This window comes from Streptomyces sp. NPDC004111, from assembly GCF_042874215.1.
Lineage (GTDB): Bacteria > Actinomycetota > Actinomycetes > Streptomycetales > Streptomycetaceae > Streptomyces.
On the sequence record NZ_JBIAMU010000025.1, the window covers coordinates 144599 to 164367 of the forward strand.

The window sequence follows — 19769 nt, forward strand, 5'->3', positions numbered from 1 at the left end:
GGTGGTCTGGTCGCGGTGTGACTCCTGACAGGGGGCCTGGGCCTCCGTGCGCTTCCGGACAGGGGGGTGGCCGGGCCTCGGTGTGCGTACGGGCAGCATGAAGTGCGGCTACCGGGGCGCGGGGCACACGTCCGGGGACGCGGGCCCCACCCGCGCGGCCGGCCGTCGGCGCACTCGCGGACAACGGCTACCGCTCGACGCCCGCAGGCCGCCGCTAGGGTCCTCGCTCCAGGAACGGCGCGAGCAGCCCCTCCACCGCCTCCCCGGCGAACTCCAGCCCCTCCCCCGCCGCCGCGTCGTAGGCGGAGTAAGCCCCCGTCCCCGCCGCCGTCGTCGCGGTCACCGTCACCAGCCCCGCCCGCCGCTGGAACACGGACTGCTTCACGGTGAACCCGATCACCCCGTCCCGCCGCAGCGCCACCGTCGCCCGCCGGACCGTCCCCGACCGTACGACCAGGTAGTTCCCGCTCAGCCCGTGCCCGAGGGCGCGGTACGCGTCCTCCGCCAGCAGCACGCCGACCGGCAGCATCACCACGGCGAACGCCAGCGCCACCCACAACAGCACGTCCGTCAGCAGCACCCCGAGCGGCACCAGCACGGCCGGCACCAGCAGCACCGCCTCCAGGGACCACCTCAGCCGCCGCCCCCTGGCCGCCTTCGGGTGCGCCCGCAGCCGGGCCGCGGAGGTCGGCGCGACCGGCTCCCGCAGCACCTTCGCGGCCACGGCGTCCGCCACTTCCTTCGGCACGGCCGGGACGAGGGTCTTGCGGTCGGTCTTCTGGTCGGTCTCGGTCTCGGCGAGACCGGTGGCCACCGCGTCCACCCGGGCCGCCCGCGACAGCCGTATGCCGAGCGGTTCCACCAGTTCGACGCCCCGCAGCCGCCTCTCCTCGATCGAGATGGACCGCGACGTGAACAGTCCGCGCTGCACCCGCAGCGTGCCGCCGGGCTCGCGGTCGAGGCGGTAGCCCCACCACATCTCGACGAACAGCCCGAGCGCGCCCACCACGCCCGCCACCAGCAGCACCGCCGCGAGCACGACGACCATCCAGAGCACGGCGACCCCGGTGAACAGCCCGCCGACCCAGTGGATGACGCTCAGCTGCATGCCGAACCACTCGCTGCCCTGCATCACCGCACCACCGGCCGCGAGACCGAGGAGCGGCGCCCCGAAGGACATCGGGGCGTACCTGATCCAGGCGGGGTCGAAGGTGGCGAGCCTTCCGACGGTGTTCTCCTCCGTCCCCTCCCGGGCCGCCCGGGTCAGCAGTTCGCGCCGCAGCCGGTCGCCCTCCTGCCGGGTGACCGGGGTGAGCTGGATGATGGAGTCCGCGCCCGCTGCGCTGTGCTCCCCGGTCCCGATGCGGACCTTGACCAGGCCGAGGACGCGCAGCAGCGGGTGCGCGGTCAGGTCGACCGTACGGATCCGCTCGCGCGCCAGGGAACGCCGCTTCACCAGCACCAGGCCGGTGCGCAGTTCGGCCCGCTCGGGGCCGATCCGGTACTTGGTGTGCCGCCACCGCAGGTACTCCAGGAACGCGCTTCCCACAATGAACAGCACCGCTCCGCCCAGCACCCAGGCGAGCGCGGCCGGCAGCCCGAAGGGCCCGACGAGGGCGAGGGTGGTGGGCACGCCGCCGCTGAAGGCGATCCCGCCCATGAGCAGTGCCGCGACGAGCACCGTGCGCCGGTCGAGCTTCTGCCACTCGCCCTCGCCCGCGGCGTCCGGGGCCCGGACCCGTGTGTCCCCGCTCATGTCGCGTCCCCGGGAGTGGCACCGGTGATCTCCGTGAGCTGCTCGGCCAGTTCGGCGGCGAGCTCGTGGTCGAGCCCCTCGATCTTGACCGCGCCCTTGGCGGACGCGGTGGTGACGACGACGGTGGCCAGTCCGAAGTACTGCTGGAGCGGACCGCGCACGGTGTCCACGGTCTGGATGCGCGACATCGGCGCGATGCGCCACTCCCGCCAGAAGTACCCGGTGTGGATGTACACCGCCGAGTCGGTGACCTCCCAGCGGTGCACCCGGTACCACCACACGGGCAGGAACAGCGCGGCGGCCAGGCCCGGCACCCCGATCAGCGCCGCGGGCAGCAGCAGCCAGAACCTGGCCGGCTCGATGAGCACGCCCAGCAGGACGAGCACGAGGACGGGCGGCAGGAACAGGGCGAACCACTGCGCCCGCCACCAGGGGACGACCCTGCGGTCGAACCTGTTCCTCGGCGGTCTCAGCCGCACCGTCCCCGCGTCCGCGTCCGCCCCCGCCGTCGTGCCCGTGCCCGCCACGTTCCCCCCTCGCCCCTCAGTTCATCGGCCTCAACGGCCGCGCAGCGTACGGTACTTGCCCACCAGCGCGGCGGTCGAACTGTCGAGCTGGTCGCCGCCCTCGCCCTCGGTCAGCACCGGTTCGATCTTCTTGGCGAGGACCTTGCCCAGTTCGACGCCCCACTGGTCGAAGGAGTCGATGTTCCAGATCGCGCCCTGTACGAACACCTTGTGCTCGTACAGCGCGATCAGCTGGCCGAGCACCGAAGGCGTCAGCTCGTCGCTGAGGACGGTGGTGGTGGGGTGGTTGCCGCGGAAGGTCTTGTGCGGCACCAGCTCCTCGGCCACGCCCTCGGCGCGTACCTCGTCGGGGGTCTTGCCGAAGGCGAGGGCCTGTGTCTGGGCGAAGAAGTTCGCCATCAGCAGGTCGTGCTGGGGCTCCAGGCCGGGGGTGAGGTCGGCGACCGGGCGGGCGAAGCCGATGAAGTCGGCCGGGATGACCTTGGTTCCCTGGTGCAGCAACTGGTAGTACGCGTGCTGTCCGTTGGTGCCCGGCGTGCCCCAGACGACGGGTCCGGTCTGCCAGTCGACCGGGTTGCCCGCACGGTCCACGGACTTGCCGTTGGACTCCATGTCGAGCTGCTGGAGGTAGGCGGTGAACTTGGACAGGTAGTGGCTGTACGGGAGGACCGCGTGGGCCTGGGCGTCGAAGAACGCCCCGTACCAGACGCCGAGCAGACCGAGCAGCAGCGGTGCGTTCTGCTCCGGGGGCGCGGTGCGGAAGTGCTCGTCGACCTGGTGGAAGCCGTCGAGCATCTCGCGGAAGCGGTCCGGGCCGATGGCGATCATCAGCGAGAGGCCGATGGCGGAGTCGTAGGAGTAGCGTCCGCCGACCCAGTCCCAGAACTCGAACATGTTGGCCGTGTCGATGCCGAAGTCGGCGACCTTCTCGGCGTTGGTGGAGAGCGCCACGAAGTGCTTGGCGACGGCGGAGGCGTCGGCGCGCAGGTTCGTCAGCAGCCAGTTGCGGGCCGAGGTGGCGTTGGTGATCGTCTCGATCGTGGTGAAGGTCTTGGAGGCGACGATGAACAGGGTCTCGGCCGCGTCCAGGTCCCGGACCGCCTCGTGCAGGTCGGCGCCGTCCACGTTGGAGACGAAGCGGAAGTCCAGCTCGCGGTCGCTGAAGGAGCGCAGCACCTCGTAGGCCATGGCGGGGCCGAGGTCGGAGCCGCCGATGCCGATGTTGACGACGGTCCTGATGCGCCTGCCGGTGTGCCCGGTCCACTCGCCGGAGCGGACCTTGTCGGCGAAGGCGGCCATCTTGTCCAGGACGGCGTGCACGGCCGGGACCACGTTCTCGCCGTCGACCTCGATCACGGCGTCGCGCGGGGCGCGCAGCGCGGTGTGCAGGACGGCCCGGTCCTCGGTGGTGTTGATCTTCTCGCCGCGGAACATGGCGTCGCGCAGCTCGGCGACGCCGGTGGCGGCGGCCAGGTCGCGCAGCAGGCCGAGCGTCTCGTCGGTGACCAGGTGCTTGGAGTAGTCCAGGTAGAGGTCGCCGACCTGGAGGGTGTAGCCGCTGCCGCGCGCCGGGTCGGCGGCGAACAGCTCGCGCAGGTGCGTGTCGCCCAGCTGCTCCCGGTGCTTGCCGAGCGCCGCCCACTCGGGCAGCTGGTTCAGCCTCGGACGACCGTCGGCGCCGGTCGAACCGCTCTTCGAATCCATTGCGTTCATCTCGGACATCAGCCCACTTCTACTCGTATCCGCATGCATCCCCCGCTGCCTCCTCCAACTTAATTGATCAGAGGTACGAGCGAGGCCACGGCCAGTCCGAACAGTGCCGCCGCCAGCAGGGCGGGCGTGTTGAGCCCCCACCCCGAGGCGGCCAGTCCGCCCAGCACCGCGCCGAGCGGCGAGCCGCCGATGGCGAGCGTCCGGAAGGCCGCGCTGACCCTGCCCAGCATGGCCCCGGGGCTGCGCTCCTGCATCAGGGTGACCTGGTTGGCGTTCCACACGGCGCCCATCAGCCCGAACACCGCCATCGCCGCGACCGCCGCCCAGAGCTCCCGCACGGTGCCCAGCACGACCAGACAGCCGGTCTGGGCGGCTCCGGCGATCAGGACGCTGCGTATTCGCCCGGTCCGCCTGGCCAGCCGGTCGGCCCCCAGTCCGCCGGCCACGCTGCCGATGCCGTACGCGGTGAGCACCGCCGCGTATCCGGCCTGCCCGCCGTCCAGCCAGCCGGTGATGTGCAGCACCAGGGTGGCGATGAGCGCGCCCACCCCGAGGTTGCACAGGGTGGTGGCGGCGCAGAGCCCGCGCAGCGGCCGGTCCGCCCACAGGACCCTGAGCCCGGCGGCGATCTCCGCGCGCAGGGTGCTGCCCGCGGGCCGTGCCTCCCGCTCCGGCGCCGGGCCGCGCAGCGAGGCCACCAGGAGCGCCGCCAGTACGTAGGTGAACGCGTCGGTGGCGTACGGCACCGACGGCCCCCAGAGCAGCAGCACCGGCACCAGTGGCGCGGCCAGGAAGGTGCTCGCCAGCTGCTGTCCGGTCATCAGCCGGGCGTTGGCCGCCCCCAGGGCCCCGGGCGGCACCATCGCGGGCAGCAGCGCGGTGGCCGCGTTGTCGAAGAGCGTCTGGAGCGTGGTGAGGGCGAACGCCACCACGACGAGCAGCGCGATCGAGGCGTGCCCCAGGGCGACCGCCACCGCGAAGGCGGCCATCAGCAGGGCCCGCACCAGATCGACCGCCCACATCGCCCTCCGCTGGTCCACCCGGTCCGCGAGCGCGCCGCCCAGCAGCCCGAACAGCAGCCAGGGCAGGAAGCCGCAGGCAGAGACCAGCGAGACCAGCAGCGGGTCGGTGGTCAGGGTGACCGCGAGGAGCGGCATGGCGGCCCCGCGCAGCGCGTCGCCGAAGCGGGAGACGACGGCGGCCGAGAACAGCCGTCCGAAGCCGCCGCGCCAGGCGGGCGCGGCGCCGTCCGCCGCCGGTACCGCTTGCGCCCCTGCCACAACGTCCCCCGCCCGTACGCCTGTTCAGATCTTGGGAGAACTGTAGGCGGCGCCACTGACAATCCCCCCGACCTGCCAGAACGCGGGAAAACGGAGCGGCCCGGACACCTTGGGTGGTGTCCGGGCCGCTCCGGATCTGCTGCTGTGCCGCCCCGCGGGACCTCGCCGCGGTGCTAGATCTCGCCGCGCAGTTTCGCCAGCGCCTCCGCGAGGATCGCCTCGCCGTCCGCGTCGCTGCGCCGCTCCCGCACGTACGCGAGGTGCGTCTTGTACGGTTCGGTGCGCGGCGGGGCCGGGGGGTCGTCCCGGTCCTGTCCGGCCGGGAATCCGCAGCGCGGGCAGTCCCAGGTGTCCGGAACCTGCGCGTCGCTGGCGAAGCTCGGCTGGGTCTCGTGCCCGTTGGAGCACCAGAAGGAGATGCGCAGGCGGGGCGCGGACTCGCCGCGCTCGGCCTCACCCATCGGCCCCGCTCCGACCCGGCTTCCCCGGATCGCGTTGCCACTTGCCACGGTCGTAACTCCCTGCGTGATGGTGCTGCGAAGCTTCGTCGAGCGGCCTCGCGGCGGGCGCCCGGTCTCGATAAGGCCCAACGCGCGTCCAGTGACGGTAGTTACACCCCGGCGGCGGGACGCTGCGCCCATGATAGGCCGCGCCCGCCCCGGTGTACCGGAGTCGTCCGGTCAGCCGTTGAGCTTCATCAGGAGCGCGAGCACCACGATGCACGCGAACCAGATCACGGCGACGACGATGGTGATCCGGTCGAGGTTGCGCTCGGCGACCGAGGACCCTCCGACGGAGGACTGCATGCCGCCGCCGAACATGTCGGAGAGGCCGCCGCCCTTCCCCTTGTGCATCAGAACCAGCAGCATCAGCAGCAGGCTGAATACGATCAGGGCGATCGAGAACCCCATAACCACGGCTGGACCAACTTCCTCGGATCAGATAAGACAACGGGGCCGGTGGCTGGCCACCGGCCCCGTCAGGGTACGACGGATCGGCCCGAGGGCCTACTCGCTGCGGTACTACCGGTCGCGATTACTGGTCGCGGAAACGCACGATCTTGACGAACTCGTCGGCGTCCAGGGCGGCGCCGCCGACCAGCGCGCCGTCCACGTCCGGCTTCGCCATGATCGCCGCGACGTTGCCCGACTTGACGGAGCCGCCGTACTGGATGCGGACCTTGTCGGCCAGCTCCTGCGAGTACAGCTCGGCCAGACGCCCGCGGATCGCCCCGCAGACCTCCTGCGCGTCCTCGGGGGTGGCGACCTCACCGGTGCCGATGGCCCAGACGGGCTCGTAGGCGATGACGATGGACTCGGCCTGCTCGGCCGGGATGTCCTTCAGTCCGCCGTCGACCTGGGCGAGGGTGTACTCGACCTGGTTGCCGGCCTTGCGGATGTCCAGGCCCTCGCCGACGCACATGATCGGGGTCAGGCCGTGCTTGTAGGCGGCCTTCACCTTGGCGTTGACGACCTCGTCGGTCTCGTTGTGGTACTGGCGGCGCTCGGAGTGGCCGATCGCGACGTACGCGCACTTGAACTTGGCGAGCATCGCGCCGGAGATCTCACCGGTGTACGCGCCGGAGTCGTGCGCCGAGAGGTCCTGGGCGCCGTACTTGATCTTCAGCTTGTCGCCGTCGACCAGCGTCTGCACGGACCGCAGGTCGGTGAAGGGCGGCAGGACCGCGACCTCGCACGCGTCGAAGTCCTTGTCGGCCAGCGCGAAGGCGAGCTTCTGGACGTGGGCGATGGCCTCGAGGTGGTTGAGGTTCATCTTCCAGTTGCCCGCCATCAGCGGGGTACGGGTGGTGCTCATGTAAGGATCAGTCCTCCAGTGCGGCAAGGCCGGGCAGGGTCTTGCCTTCCAGGTATTCGAGGCTTGCGCCGCCGCCGGTCGAGATGTGCCCGAACGCGTTCTCGTCGAAGCCGAGGTTGCGCACGGCGGCAGCGGAGTCGCCGCCGCCGACCACGGTAAAGCCCACGGAGTCGAGCAGGGCGCGCGCGACCGCCGCGGTGCCGCCGGCGTAGTCCGGGTGCTCGGCGACACCCACCGGGCCGTTCCAGAACACCGTCTCGGCGTCCACGATCTTCGAGGCGAACAGCTCGCGGGACTTCGGGCCGATGTCGAGGCCCTCCTTGTCGGAGGGGATCTTGTCGGCGTCGACCGTCTCGAAGTCGGCGGGGGCCTTGGTCTTCAGGTCGGGGAACTCCGCGGAGACCAGCACGTCGACCGGGAGCACCAGTTCGACGCCGTTCTTCTTCGCCCGCTCCATGTACTCGGTGACCGCGGGGATCTGGTCCTCCTGCAGCAGCGAGATGCCCACCTCGTGGCCCTGGGCCTTGAGGAAGGTGTACGCCATGCCGCCGCCGATCAGCAGCCGGTCCGCCTTGCCGAGCAGCTCGTCGATGACGGCGAGCTTGTCGGAGACCTTGGCGCCGCCGAGGATCACCGTGTACGGGCGCTTGACGTCCTCGGTGAGCTTCTTCAGGACGCCGACCTCGGTGGCGATGAGGTCGCCGGCCGCGTGCGGGAGGCGGGCCGGGAGGTCGAAGACGGAGGCGTGCTTGCGGTGCACCGCGCCGAAGCCGTCGCCCACGTACAGGTCGGCGAGGGTGGCCAGCTCGTCCGCGAACGCACCGCGCTCGGCGTCGTCCTTGGCGGTCTCACCGGCGTTGAAGCGCAGGTTCTCGACGACGGCGACCTGGCCGTCGGCCAGGCCGGCGACGGTGGCGCGGGCGGAGTCGCCGACCGTGTCGGTCGCGAAGGCCACGTCGGCGCCGAGGATCTCGCCGAGCCGGGCGGCGGCCGGGGCCAGCGAGAAGGCCGGGTCCGGGGCGCCCTTGGGGCGGCCCAGGTGCGAGGCGACGATCACGCGCGCGCCCGCGGCGGCGAGCTTGGCGATCGTCGGGGCGACGGCGCGGATGCGGCCGTCGTCGGTGATCGTGGTGCCGTCGAGCGGCACGTTGAGGTCGGCGCGGACGAAGACCCGCTTGCCCGCGACCCCGTCGGCGATGAGTTCGTCGATCGTCTTCATGAAGTACGGCTCCTCAGAAGGGCTGGACAGACGGCAGGGCCCGCACAGCGCTTCTTCGCGCTGCCCGAGCCCTGCCGCTCACATCGTGATGATCTCAGTACTGCGTGATCAGAGCTGACCGCCGACGAAGACGGTCAGGTCGACCAGACGGTTCGAGTAGCCCCACTCGTTGTCGTACCAGCCGAGGATCTTCACCGTCTTGCCCTCCTGGACCATGGTCATGGAGGAGTCGAAGGTGCAGGAGGCCGGGTCGCTGACGATGTCCGAGGACACGATCGGGTCCTCGGTGTAGTACAGGAAGCCCTTCAGGTCGCCGTCGTCGGCGGCCTTCTTGAACGCGGCGTTGACCTCGTCCTTGGTGACCTCGCGGCCGAGCTCGACGACCAGGTCGGTGGCCGAACCGGTCGGGACCGGCACGCGCATGGCGATGCCGTCGAGCTTGCCCTTGAGCTGCGGGAGGACCAGGGCGGTGGCCTTGGCGGCACCCGTCGTGGTCGGGATGATGTTCTCCGCGGCGGCACGGGCGCGGCGCAGGTCCTTGTGCGGGAAGTCCAGGATGCGCTGGTCGTTGGTGTACGCGTGGACCGTCGTCATCAGGCCCTTGACGATGCCGAAGTTCTCGTCGAGAACCTTGGCCATCGGCGCCACGCAGTTGGTGGTGCAGGAGGCGTTGGAGATGACGTGGTGCTGGGCCGCGTCGTACTTGTCCTGGTTGACGCCCATCACGATGGTGATGTCCTCGTCGGAGGCCGGAGCCGAGATGAGGACCTTCTTCGCACCGCCGGCGATGTGCTTCGCGGCGTCGGCCTTCTTGGTGAAGATGCCGGTGGACTCGATCACGATGTCGACGCCCAGCTGACCCCACGGGATGTCGGCCGGGTCGCGCTCGGACAGCACCTTGATGGTGTGACCGTCGACGGTGATGGTGTCCTCGGTGTGCGACACCTCGGCCTTGAGGCGGCCCAGGATGGTGTCGTACTTGAGAAGGTGCGCGGTGGTGGCGGTGTCACCCAGGTCGTTGACAGCCACAATCTCGATGTCCGCACCCTGCTCCAGCAGGGCCCGGAAGTAGTTGCGCCCGATACGGCCGAAGCCGTTGATGCCTACGCGGATCGTCACGAACCGATCTCCTCGTTGGTACGCCGGGTTTCGACGCCACGGCGAGTTGTATGGGATGTCCCCGACCGCTTCCGACCCTACCTCTCCGTAGACCTTGACGTCGCATCGAGCGGGCCCGAGCGAGGGTCGAATACGGGCCGACGACCCGTACTCCCCAGTAGTGGAGCGGGAAGTACGGGTCGTCGGGACCTTCGCCCTGACTACTCTGAGTGAGCATCAGGAGGGGTGCTTGACATCATCTGAGCGGGGGTCGGCTCACCCCTTGATGCCTCGGAGCGCCTTCTCCAGGATCTTGGCGCGCTGGCCCGCGTCCGGGACGTGTTCCAGGCCGAAGCCGAGAAGTGCGGTGTCACGCGTGGTGATGGCCGCGTACGTCTGGAAGAGCTCGCCGGTGCGGGCCCACGGGGCCGTCACCGCCGGACTGCCGGCCGGGGCCGCGGTGGGCGCCCAGGCGCCCAGCGAGGTCTCGAAGCCCTCGGTCTCCCGGTCGGCGCCGCCGACGGAGAGCCGGGTGTCGTCGAGGAACACGCCGCGGCCCAGGTCGCTGGGGTCGGTGACGTAGCTCATCGACAGCTCGACCTTCTTGCCCGCGTACGCGCTCAGGTCGAAGGAGACCGGCTTCCAGCCGCCGGAGGAGCCGGTGAAGCTGTTCCACTGGCCGCTCGTGCCGCTCGGGGTGCAGCTGGTGTCGCCGCGGGTCAGGTAGTGCGTCAGGAACGGGTGCGCCTCCATGAAGAAGCCCTGCTCGCACTGGGTCGGCACGGTGGTCTTCGTGAGACCGCCCGCCTCCGGCAGCGTCGTCCAGTCCTCGGCGCCCGCGGTGTGCGCCTCCAGGAGGGCGTGGTCGAAGCCGTTCTCGGTGTTCCAGTTGAGCGCCGCCTTCAGGGTGGGCCGGTCGGCCGCGCTCACCCCGGTCAGGTCGACGGTGCGGGTCAGCCGCTTCCAGTTGCCGCTGTTGCTGGTCGCGGACGCCATCCAGGAGCCCTCGAACGGGGCGTACGGGTTGGCGACCCCGGTGTAGCGGCCCGCCTGCGCGCTCTTGAACTGCGGGAACTGCGCGGCCGGCAGCGAGTCGGAGGTGACCAGGTAGGCGCCCGCGGTGTCCAGCGGGTTGCCGGGGGTACCGGCCAGCGGGGTGGTCACTCCGGCGAGGGCTCCGGCACCGGCCAGCCCGGTGACGCCGGGGGCGTTCACCCGGCCGTAGGCGCCGAGGTAGTACTGGCTGAAGTCGTCGGTGTCGGCCGGGCCGAGCTTGGCCGTGCCGCCCGCCTTCTCGCCCGCCTCGACCAGCTTGCCGCCCTCGTTGAGGTACGCGCGCAGCTGGAGCTGGGTCTCGCCGCCGGGGCCGTTCGCCCCGCTGTAGTGGACGACCGAGTCGAAGTGGCCGAGGACCCCGAGCGCGTGCGGGGCGCCCTGGGTGGCGACGTCCCAGACGGTGGCCGAGCGGCCGTTGGCGCGCAGCGCGTCCACGTACTTCTGGACCTCGGTGGCCGGTGCGCCCTCCTCGGCGACCACCAGGTGGGCGGCCTTGGGGCGGTCGGCGAGGGTGTACGTGAAGTGCTTGCTGGAGGTGGGCCTCCCGGCCCGGGTGACGCCGGTGAACCAGACCTCGACCTTGTCGCCGGGCTTTCCGTCCTTGACCTTGGCGCGGTAGTCGTCGAAGTAGGTGTTGTCCTCGTCGCCGTAGACCTCGCCGCCGTCCCAGCCCCGCAGGGCCTGGTCGTGCACCTTGCCGCCGTTGACCCGGTACTTGAGCTCCTTGTCGCGGACCGACCTGCGGGCCGTGACGTTCACCTCCTGGTCCTTGTCACGGGCGTAGGAGGAGGTGAAGGGGTCGATCGTGAAGTCCGGGGCGTCGATGCCCACGGAGGAGACCGGGTGGTCCGGGGAGAGCGTGGTCTCGGCGACCGAGAGCGCGAACGGGACGTTCTTGGCGAACTCCTGCTGGATCAGCTTCTCGTCGTCGGGGAAGTTGAAGCCCGACATGCAGTCGCGGGCGTTCCAGCGGTCGTTCGGGTCGAGGTCGGAGGCGGTCTGGCAGGTCGTCATCTCCGGCGTGAACATCTTGATGCCGTTGACGTTGCCGGCGTGTCCGTCGGCCTCGCCGTTGGTGATGTACAGCTCGGAGGAGACCTGCGGGTAGTAGCCGGGGACGGCCGGGTTGTCCGGGGTGCCGGCCAGCGCCTTGAGGGCCACGTCGTCGGGGGTGTTGGTGGCCACCTGCCAGCCGACGCCGTAGAGCAGCAGCTCGGACGCGGAGTGGTAGTTGATGGCGTACTTGAAGCCGATGCGCTTCTGGAAGCGGTCGAGCGCGGTCGTCTCCGGCTCGGACATCGCCTTGGGGCCGCGGAAGGTCTCGTCCGTCGGGTCGGGGGACGAACCCTCGTTGTCGTAGCCCCACTTGTAGGCGAAGTTGCGGTTGAGGTCGATGCCGTCGCCCGCGTCGGTCTTCCCGGTGCCGTTGGTGTCGCGCAGGTTCTTGCGCCACAGCCGTACGTTGCGGTCGGCGGGCGCGGTGTGCGTGTAGTCGTACCCGTCAGGGTTGGCGGACAGCAGGAACCACACCTCGCTGGAGTCGACCAGCCTGGTGATCTTCTTGTCCTTGCCGTAGTTGCCGATGAAGTGGTGCATCAGCCGCCGGGTCATCTCCGGGGTGATCCACTCGCGGGCGTGCTGGTTGGACATGTAGAGCGTCGCGGGCTTGGAGCCGTCCGCGGACTTCTTCGCGTTCTTGGTCAGCTTGAGCGCCAGGATGTCCTTGCCCTGGACGGTCTTGCCGATGGAGACGACCTTGGTGATGCCCGGGTTCTGCTGGGCGGTGGCCAGGATCTCCTCCTGGAGGCCGCCCTTGCCGCTGTACGGGCGGTACACGCCGTCGCCGGGGGCCGCGGCCCTGGCGTTGTTCGCGATCTTGCGCTCGCTGATGTCGACGCCCTGGGCGCGGAGTTCTCCGGCCTGTTCGGCGCTCAGCACGAGCTCGACGGTGGCGGTCCCCTTGGCCGGCACCTGCTCGCTCAGCTCGTGCGCGTCGGTGCCCGCCCTCAGCAGCAGCGGCACCTGTGCGCGGGTGACCTTGGCGTTCCACACCGAGATGCCGTCGCCGCCCCCTGCGGCGTTCCCGGCGGGCTGGGCCTGGGCGGCGGGAACGGCCGCGACCCCGGCTATCAGCAGTGAAGAAGCGGCGAGGATCGATCTCGCTCTGCGTCTCATGTGCCCCCCTTGCTGTTGTCCGTCACGTGAGTGAACAGACGTCAGAATCATGACCATTCATGGTCATGTCAATAGGGCATATCAGACACAAAAAGCTGTCCCCGGCACCCAACTGGGCGCCGGGGACGGCGGGTTGAAACGGAGTCAGGGATTTCGCGGGGCGGCGGGCCCGCCGCGCGGACGGCGGCGGCCCCGGACGCGGCGACGGAGGGTCAGCCGACCAGCCCGCCGGTCAGTCCCCCGGTCAGTCCTCCGGCCATACCGCCGGCCAGTCCCCCGGCCATGCCGTTGGCCAGGCCCTTGGCCATTTCTTCCTCGATCTCCTCGTTCATGTCCTCGGTCAGGTTGCACTCCGTACCGGGGATGCCGAGGTCCTGGGCCCGCTTGTCCGCCATGGCGAGCAGCCGGCGGATGCGGCCCGCGACCGCGTCCTTGGTGAGCGGCGGGTCGGCCAGCGCGCCCAGCTCCTCCAGCGAGGCCTGCTTGTGCTCCATGCGCAGCCGGCCCGCGGCGGCGAGGTGCTCGGGCACCTCCTCGCCGAGGATCTCCAGCGCGCGCTGCACCCGGGCCCCGGCGGCGACCGCGGCGCGTGCCGAGCGGCGCAGGTTGGCGTCGTCGAAGTTGGCGAGCCGGTTGGCGGTGGCGCGGACCTCGCGGCGCATCCGCCGCTCCTCCCAGGCCAGTACCGACTCGTGGGCGCCGAGCCGGGTCAGCAGGGCGCCGATCGCGTCGCCGTCCCGTACGACGACCCGGTCCACGCCGCGCACCTCGCGCGCCTTGGCTCCGATGGAGAGCCTGCGGGCCGCGCCGACCAGCGCGAGCGCCGCCTCGGGGCCGGGGCAGGTGACCTCCAGGGAGGAGGAGCGGCCCGGCTCGGTGAGGGAGCCGTGGGCCAGGAAGGCGCCGCGCCAGGCCGCCTCGGCGTCACAGGTGGCCCCGGAGACCACCTGCGGGGGCAGCCCGCGGATCGGCCGTCCGCGGCCGTCGACGAGCCCGGTCTGGCGCGCCAACTGGTCGCCGCCCGCCACGACCCGTACCAGGTAGCGCGAGCCGCGGCGCAGGCCGCTGGGGGCCATCACCACCAGCTCCGAGCTGTGCCCGAAGATCTCCAGGATGTCCTTCTTGAGCCTGCGTGCCGCGTAGCTCGTGTCCAGCTCCGCCTCGATCACGATGCGCCCGCTGACCAGGTGCAGCCCGCCCGCGAACCTGAGGATCGCCGAGACCTCCGCCTTTCTGCAGCAGGTCCGGGTGACGGGGAGCCGGGAGATTTCGTCCTTCACCGCTGCCGTCATCGCCATGGGCCGATCCTTCCATGCATCCGAAAAATACGGTCGTACGCGGCTGCCAGGAGCTCCGGGTCGTGCTTGGGGGCTCCGTCGGGCCGGGCCACCGGCGCCAGCTCGACCGTCGCACCGAAGCGTTTCGCGGCATCGGCGAGCGAGGGAAGGTCGGGCACGGCGGCCTGATCGGCCAGCACCACGTCGAGGGCGAGTTTAGGGGCGTGTCGGGCCAAAACCTCCAAATGACGTTGCGGTGAAAAGCCCTCGGTTTCGCCCGGCTGGGGCGCCAGATTGAGGGACAGAATCCGCCTCGCCTTGGTCTCCACCAGGGCATCGAGCAGTTCCGGCACCAGCAGGTGGGGGATCACCGAGGAGAACCAGGAACCGGGTCCGAGAACCACCCAGTCGGCGTCAAGAACCGCCGCCACCGCCTCCGGCACGGCGGGCGGATCGTGCGGTACGACATGCACCGACTGCACCTCGCCGGGGGTGAGCGCGACCGTCGCCTGCCCCCGTACGGTGTCCACGTCGTCCGGCCGCTCCGGGTCGTGGCCGCGGACCAGCGCCTGGAGCTCCAGCGGCACCGCGGACATGGGCAGCACCCGTCCGTGCGCGCCCAGGAGCTTGCCGACCAGGTCCAGGGCCTGCACGTGGTCGCCCAGCTGCTCCCACAGGGCGACGATCAGCAGGTTGCCGACCGCGTGCTCGTGCAGGTCGCCCTTGGACTGGAAGCGGTGCTGGATGACCCGGGCCCAGGTCTGGCCCCAGTCGTCGTCGCCGCACAGGGCCGCCAGCGCCTTGCGCAGGTCGCCGGGGGGCAGCACGCCCAGCTCCTCCCGGAGCCGGCCGCTGGAGCCGCCGTCGTCGGCGACGGTGACGACCGCGGTGAGGTCGCCCGTGATGCGCCGCAGGGCGGCCAGCGAGGCGGACAGGCCCATGCCGCCGCCGAGGGCGACGACCTTGGGCGTGGCGCCGCGCCGCCTGCCGCGTGCGGCGCGCGGGGCCGGCTCGCCGCCGGGCGCGGGGGCGACCCGGCGCAGGCGGCGGAGCCGGACGGTGCGGTTGGTCACTCGCGCCCCATGTCCCGGTGCACGACGACGGTCTCGACGCCCTCGGAGGAGAGGCGGGCGGCCAGCTTCTCGGACATGGCGACCGAGCGGTGCTTGCCGCCGGTGCAGCCGACCGCGATGGTGACGTACCGCTTGCCCTCGCGGCGGTAGCCGGTGGCGATGAGCTGGAGCAGTTCGGTGTAGCGGTCGAGGAACTCCTTGGCGCCGGGCTGGTTGAAGACGTAGCCCGAGACCTCCTCGTTGAGGCCGGTGAAGGGGCGCAGCTCGGGGACCCAGTGCGGGTTGGGCAGGAAGCGGCAGTCCACCACGAGGTCGGCGTCGACGGGCAGCCCGTACTTGTAGCCGAACGACATGACGGTGGCGCGCAGCTCCGGCTCCTCGTCGCCGGCGAACTGGGCGTCCATCTTGGCGCGCAGTTCGTGGACGTTGAGGCTGGAGGTGTCGATCACCAGGTCGGCGTCGCCGCGCAGCTCGCGCAGCAGGTCGCGCTCGGCGGCGATGCCGTCGGTGATCCGGCCGTCGCCCTGGAGGGGGTGCGGGCGGCGGACCGACTCGAAGCGGCGGACCAGGGCGTCGTCGGAGGACTCCAGGAAGACGATGCGCCGGGTGACGCCCTTGGCGTCGAGGTCGGCGAGGGATTCGCGGAGGTTGTCGAAGAAGCGGCGGCCGCGGACGTCGACGACGACGGCGATGCGCGCCACGTTGCCCTGGGAGCGGGCGCCGAGCTCCACCATGGTGGGGATCAGCGCGGGCGGCAGGTTGTCGACGACGAACCAGCCGAGGTCCTCCAGGCACTTCGCGGCGGTGCTGCGGCCCGCCCCTGACATGCCGGAGATGATGACCAGCTCGGGGATGGGCGTCTCGGCCGGCTCGGCGGTCTCCCGCGTCGTGCCCGTACTCACGTGTGCTCCGTCTCGGTCTGGGTCCTGGCCGTGGTCTGGGGCCGGGTCATGTTCTTGGCGCTGTTCGGTCATCGGTGCTGCCCCCGTTCTCCGGCGGGACGGCCGCGGGTGCGGTCGGCCCGTCGTCCTCAATGATCTCTCCTGTCGCCGTGTTCACGGCGGGTGCGGCCGGGGCCGCGCTTGCGAGGGTGGCGGCGACGGTCTCGGCGGTCTTGCGACCGATGCCGGGAACCTCGCAGATCTGGTCAATTGTGGCGGACCGGAGTCGCTTCACCGAACCGAAGTGCTTCAGCAGTGCCTGCTTGCGGGTTTCGCCGAGGCCGGGAACCTCGTCGAGGGGCCCGCTGCGGAAGCGCTTGGCCCGTTTGTTGCGCTGGTAGGTGATGGCGAAGCGGTGGGCTTCGTCACGTACCCGCTGGAGGAGGTAGAGGCCCTCGCTGCTGCGCGGCAAAACCACCGGGTCGTCCTCGTCGGGCAGCCAGACCTCTTCGAGGCGCTTGGCGAGACCGCAGACGGCGACGTCGTCGATACCGAGCTCGTCGAGCGCCCGCTTGGCGGCGGCCACCTGCGGCTGCCCGCCGTCGACGACGACGAGCTGCGGCGGGTAGGCGAACCGCTTCGGCTTCCCGTCCTCCTCCTGGACCTCCTCCGGCACCTCACCCCCCACCCAGTCCCCCGTCTTCTCCTTCGCCTGGAGGTAGCGCCGGAACCGGCGGCCGATCACCTCGTGCATGGACCGGACGTCGTCCTGCCCCTCGAAGCTCTTGATCTCGAAGCGGCGGTACTCGCTCTTGCGGGCCAGCCCGTCCTCGAAGACCACCATGGACGCCACGACATCGTCCCCCTGGAGGTGCGAGATGTCGAAGCATTCGATGCGCAGCGGTGCGCCGTCGAGCCCGAGCGCCTCGGCGATCTCCTCCAGGGCGCGCGAGCGGGTGGTCAGGTCGGAGGCGCGCTTGGTCTTGTGCAGGACCAGGGCCTGCTGGGCGTTGCGCCGGACCGTGGCCATCAGGTCCTTCTTGTCGCCGCGCTGCGGGACGCGCAGCGAGACCTGGGAGCCCCGGCGCTCGCTCAGCCACGTGTTGACGGCCTCGGCGTCCTCGGGGAGCGCGGGGACGAGCACCTCCTTGGGCACCGCGTCGCCCTTCTCCTCGCCGTACAGCTGCTGGAGGGCGTGCTCGACGAGGCCGGCCGTGTCGACGTTCTCGACCTTGTCGGTGACCCAGCCGCGCTGGCCGCGCACCCGTCCGCCGCGCACGTGGAAGATCTGTACGGCGGCCTCCAGCTCGTCCTCGGCGAGCGCGACGAGGTCGGCGTCGGTGGCGTCGTTGAAGACGATCGCGTTCTTCTCCAGGGCGCGCTTGAGCGCCTCTATGTCGTCGCGCAGCCGGGCCGCCTTCTCGTACTCCATGTCCTCGGCGGCGATCATCATCTGCTGCTCGATGCGCTTGAGGTACGTACCGGTGCGGCCGGCCATGAAGTCGCAGAAGTCCTCGGCGAGTTCGCGGTGCTCCTCGGGGGTGACCCGGCCGACGCAGGGGGCGGCGCACTTGCCGATGTAGCCGAGCAGGCAGGGGCGGCCGGAGCGGGCCGCGTTCTTGAACACACCGGCGGAGCAGGTGCGTACGGGAAAGACCCGGAGCATCAGGTCGACGGTCTCGCGGATCGCCCAGGCGTGGCCGTACGGGCCGAAGTAGCGCACGCCCTTCTTCTTGGGGCCGCGCATCACCTGCACGCGCGGGAACTCCTCGTTCATCGTCACGGCGAGGGACGGGTAGCTCTTGTCGTCGCGGTACTTGACGTTGAACCGGGGGTCGAACTCCTTGATCCAGGAGTACTCCAGCTGGAGCGCCTCGACCTCGGTGGCCACCACCGTCCACTCCACGGAGGCGGCGGTGGTGACCATGGTGCGGGTGCGCGGGTGGAGGTTCGCCAGGTCCTGGAAGTACGAGGAGAGGCGGGGGCGCAGGCTCTTGGCCTTCCCGACGTAGATCACCCGGCGGTGCTCGTCGCGGAATTTGTAGACCCCCGGCGAGTCGGGGATCTGGCCCGGCTTGGGACGGTAACTGGAGGGGTCTGCCATGCCCCACAGCCTACTTGCGGGCACCGACAGTCGGGGCGCCCCGGGTGGGGCGCCCCGACTGTTCAGGAGCGTGTCACCGTGCGGGGCGTCAGGACTGTTCGCGACGGCGCAGGCGTACGACGGCGAAGCCCGCGAGGGCGAGCAGCGCGGCTCCGCCGGCGGCGGCCAGGGGCGCGGCCAAGGCGGCGTCCTCGGCAGGGGGTGCGTCGGCCGCCGCCGTGGTGGTGCCGGTGGCCCCCTGCGCGTAGCCGCCCGCCTTGCCCTGCCGGGCGTAGGCGCTGCCGGGGAGCTTGTCGGCGTACGCGGCGCGCACCCGCTGCCCGTAGGCGGCCAGGGTCACGCCCCGGGCGCCGACGGCGCGGGTGGCGTCCTCGTCGAGGGGCAGTACGCGCCGCGCGTCGGCGACGTACCAGCCGTCGATCTGGGGCTCGCGGAAGACGGTGCCGCCGGGGAGCCTGCGGGCGCCCTCGGTTGCGTAGCGCGTCTCGTCGTCGCCGGTGGCGATGTTCACCACCTGCCACTTGCCCTGGAGGGGCGCGGCCCACAGGGACGCCTTCCGCCCGTCGGAGGAGACGGCAGTGCTGGCCATGAACTCCAGTTCGGCCACCTTCGCCCCGGGCCGGCCCGCGACGAAGTCCGGGGAGAGCGTGTTGACCTCGACGGTGGCTTGCTGCACGCGCGGGGCGGCGGCGGCGCGGGCGAGTGCGCCGTCCCGGGCGAAGAAGCGGGACAGGGTGTCGAGGGTGGCGGGGGCGGTGGCCGCGGCGCGGGCCGCCGCCCGGTCGGGCACGGGGGCGGGCCGCCCGGCCGCGCCCGCCTCGGCGGCGGCGCCGAGCAGGAGGGTGGCGGTGACGGCCGCGACGGCGGCGGACCGGAAGGTGGAGGTCATCGTCGTCACGCCCCGATCTGGTAGAGCGAGTGGGTCCAGGAGAAGGAGTTGTTGTTCACGTACCAGGCGTGCGAGGCCCAGTTGTAGCGGTCGCTGGTCTGCCACGGGTCGCCCCAGTAGACCCAGCTGTTGGCGGTGTCGTACCCGTAGATCACGTGCATGTGGCCGCCGCCGCTGGACCACTGGATGCGGGTCTCGACGGGGCGGTCGGCGGCGATCTCGCTCTGCACGGTCGTGTAGCGCAGATAGCCGGTGACGTAGGAGCCGGGGTTGATGCCGGCCCAGTCGAGGCCGTTCTGGACATTGCCCAGGGTGGCCTGGTTGTTGGGGCAGGTGGTGTTCTGGCTGCGGCCGAAGGCGGCGTTGCAGAACTGGTTCTGGCTGTACTTCTTGCCGAACCAGGAGGCGATGGTGTTGCCGCCGGCGGCCCAGCACCAGTTGGTCTTCTCCTGGGCCTGCATGGTGATGTTGAGGCGCTTGGCGGCGAGCAGCGGGGCCTGCTCGCCGGACTGCGGGGCGGCCTGCCGGCCGGCGGCGGCCGGGGCGGCGGGATCGGCGGGGGCGGGTGCCGCGGCCGCTGTCGCCGTGGGGACGGCGAGCAGGGTCGCGGTGGCGAGAGCGGCCAGGGTGAGCCGTCTCCTGCTGGGGTTGCGCATCGCGTTCCTCCCGAGGCGGGGGTGGGCCCTCCCCCGCTCCGGCGGGACCGGGGACGGGGAGGGTTGGAGGAGCGCGTCCGGACGCTGCTGAGGAGCATCCGGTGTTGTCGAGTGCAGGTCAACACGCTTCAATGCGGGGTGACGCGGTGCTGTGAACGGGGTGAGCGGGATGTGAACGTCCCGTTCCCGTCCACCAGCCCGCTTCGCCGACGGCGGCAGGCCGGTGCGGTGTGCCGTCGTGAATGTTCAC

Annotated in this window: 15 protein-coding genes and 1 pseudogene; all 16 read right to left on the reverse strand. The window is 71.2% G+C overall.

Going from position 1 to position 19769, the window contains the following annotated elements; all coding sequences use genetic code 11:
- Positions 1 to 214: 214 nt before the first annotated feature.
- Positions 215 to 1756 carry a PH domain-containing protein gene (locus ACFYVL_RS37805; protein ID WP_389253293.1) on the reverse strand — a complete coding sequence of 514 codons (1542 nt, stop codon included), beginning with the start codon at positions 1754 to 1756 and terminating at the stop codon, positions 215 to 217.
- Complete coding sequence (locus ACFYVL_RS37810; protein ID WP_389253294.1) at positions 1753 to 2283, reverse strand: PH domain-containing protein; 531 nt, start codon at positions 2281 to 2283, stop codon at positions 1753 to 1755. Before ACFYVL_RS37810 ends, ACFYVL_RS37805 begins: the two co-directional genes overlap by 4 nt.
- A gap of 30 nt (positions 2284 to 2313) precedes the next feature.
- The gene (pgi, locus tag ACFYVL_RS37815; protein ID WP_389253296.1) at positions 2314 to 4005 is read right to left on the reverse strand and encodes a glucose-6-phosphate isomerase; all 1692 of its coding nucleotides are present in this window, start codon (positions 4003 to 4005) and stop codon (positions 2314 to 2316) included.
- A gap of 50 nt (positions 4006 to 4055) precedes the next feature.
- Positions 4056 to 5276: an MFS transporter gene (locus ACFYVL_RS37820; protein ID WP_389253298.1), complete on the reverse strand. Its 1221-nt coding sequence runs from the start codon at positions 5274 to 5276 to the stop codon at positions 4056 to 4058.
- A 173-nt stretch (positions 5277 to 5449) separates the two neighbouring features.
- The gene (locus ACFYVL_RS37825; RefSeq protein WP_078557164.1) at positions 5450 to 5785 is read right to left on the reverse strand and encodes an RNA polymerase-binding protein RbpA; all 336 of its coding nucleotides are present in this window, start codon (positions 5783 to 5785) and stop codon (positions 5450 to 5452) included.
- 171 nt (positions 5786 to 5956) lie between these two features.
- Complete coding sequence (gene secG, locus ACFYVL_RS37830; RefSeq protein ID WP_389253300.1) at positions 5957 to 6187, reverse strand: preprotein translocase subunit SecG; 231 nt, start codon at positions 6185 to 6187, stop codon at positions 5957 to 5959.
- Between the two features lie 124 nt (positions 6188 to 6311).
- Positions 6312 to 7091 carry a triose-phosphate isomerase gene (gene tpiA / locus ACFYVL_RS37835; RefSeq protein WP_389253302.1) on the reverse strand — a complete coding sequence of 260 codons (780 nt, stop codon included), beginning with the start codon at positions 7089 to 7091 and terminating at the stop codon, positions 6312 to 6314.
- Between the two features lie 7 nt (positions 7092 to 7098).
- Positions 7099 to 8310, reverse strand: a complete 1212-nt coding sequence (locus ACFYVL_RS37840) for a phosphoglycerate kinase (protein WP_389253304.1) — start codon at positions 8308 to 8310, stop codon at positions 7099 to 7101.
- A gap of 108 nt (positions 8311 to 8418) precedes the next feature.
- Positions 8419 to 9429 (reverse strand): type I glyceraldehyde-3-phosphate dehydrogenase, encoded by a 1011-nt coding sequence (gene gap, locus ACFYVL_RS37845; protein ID WP_389253306.1) that lies wholly within the window; start codon positions 9427 to 9429, stop codon positions 8419 to 8421.
- Positions 9430 to 9684: 255 nt separating this feature from the next.
- Positions 9685 to 12639 carry a M14 family zinc carboxypeptidase gene (locus ACFYVL_RS37850; RefSeq protein WP_389253308.1) on the reverse strand — a complete coding sequence of 985 codons (2955 nt, stop codon included), beginning with the start codon at positions 12637 to 12639 and terminating at the stop codon, positions 9685 to 9687.
- A gap of 317 nt (positions 12640 to 12956) precedes the next feature.
- A pseudogene (whiA, locus tag ACFYVL_RS37855) lies at positions 12957 to 13937 on the reverse strand (DNA-binding protein WhiA); the annotation flags it as partial.
- Complete coding sequence (yvcK, locus tag ACFYVL_RS37860) at positions 13928 to 14989, reverse strand: uridine diphosphate-N-acetylglucosamine-binding protein YvcK (protein WP_389253310.1); 1062 nt, start codon at positions 14987 to 14989, stop codon at positions 13928 to 13930. The gene yvcK and the pseudogene whiA, both read right to left, overlap by 10 nt.
- The gene (gene rapZ, locus ACFYVL_RS37865) at positions 14986 to 15963 is read right to left on the reverse strand and encodes an RNase adapter RapZ (protein ID WP_389253312.1); all 978 of its coding nucleotides are present in this window, start codon (positions 15961 to 15963) and stop codon (positions 14986 to 14988) included. The genes yvcK and rapZ overlap by 4 nt, the downstream gene beginning before the upstream one ends.
- A complete protein-coding gene (gene uvrC / locus ACFYVL_RS37870; protein ID WP_389253314.1) occupies positions 15938 to 17974 on the reverse strand; it encodes an excinuclease ABC subunit UvrC in 2037 nt (678 codons plus the stop codon). Before uvrC ends, rapZ begins: the two co-directional genes overlap by 26 nt.
- Before the next feature lie 88 nt (positions 17975 to 18062).
- On the reverse strand, positions 18063 to 18863 hold the full coding sequence (locus ACFYVL_RS37875) for a hypothetical protein (protein ID WP_389253339.1): 801 nt from the start codon (positions 18861 to 18863) through the stop codon (positions 18063 to 18065).
- A 5-nt stretch (positions 18864 to 18868) separates the two neighbouring features.
- Positions 18869 to 19519: a papain-like cysteine protease family protein gene (locus ACFYVL_RS37880; RefSeq protein ID WP_389253317.1), complete on the reverse strand. Its 651-nt coding sequence runs from the start codon at positions 19517 to 19519 to the stop codon at positions 18869 to 18871.
- Positions 19520 to 19769 lie beyond the last annotated feature (250 nt).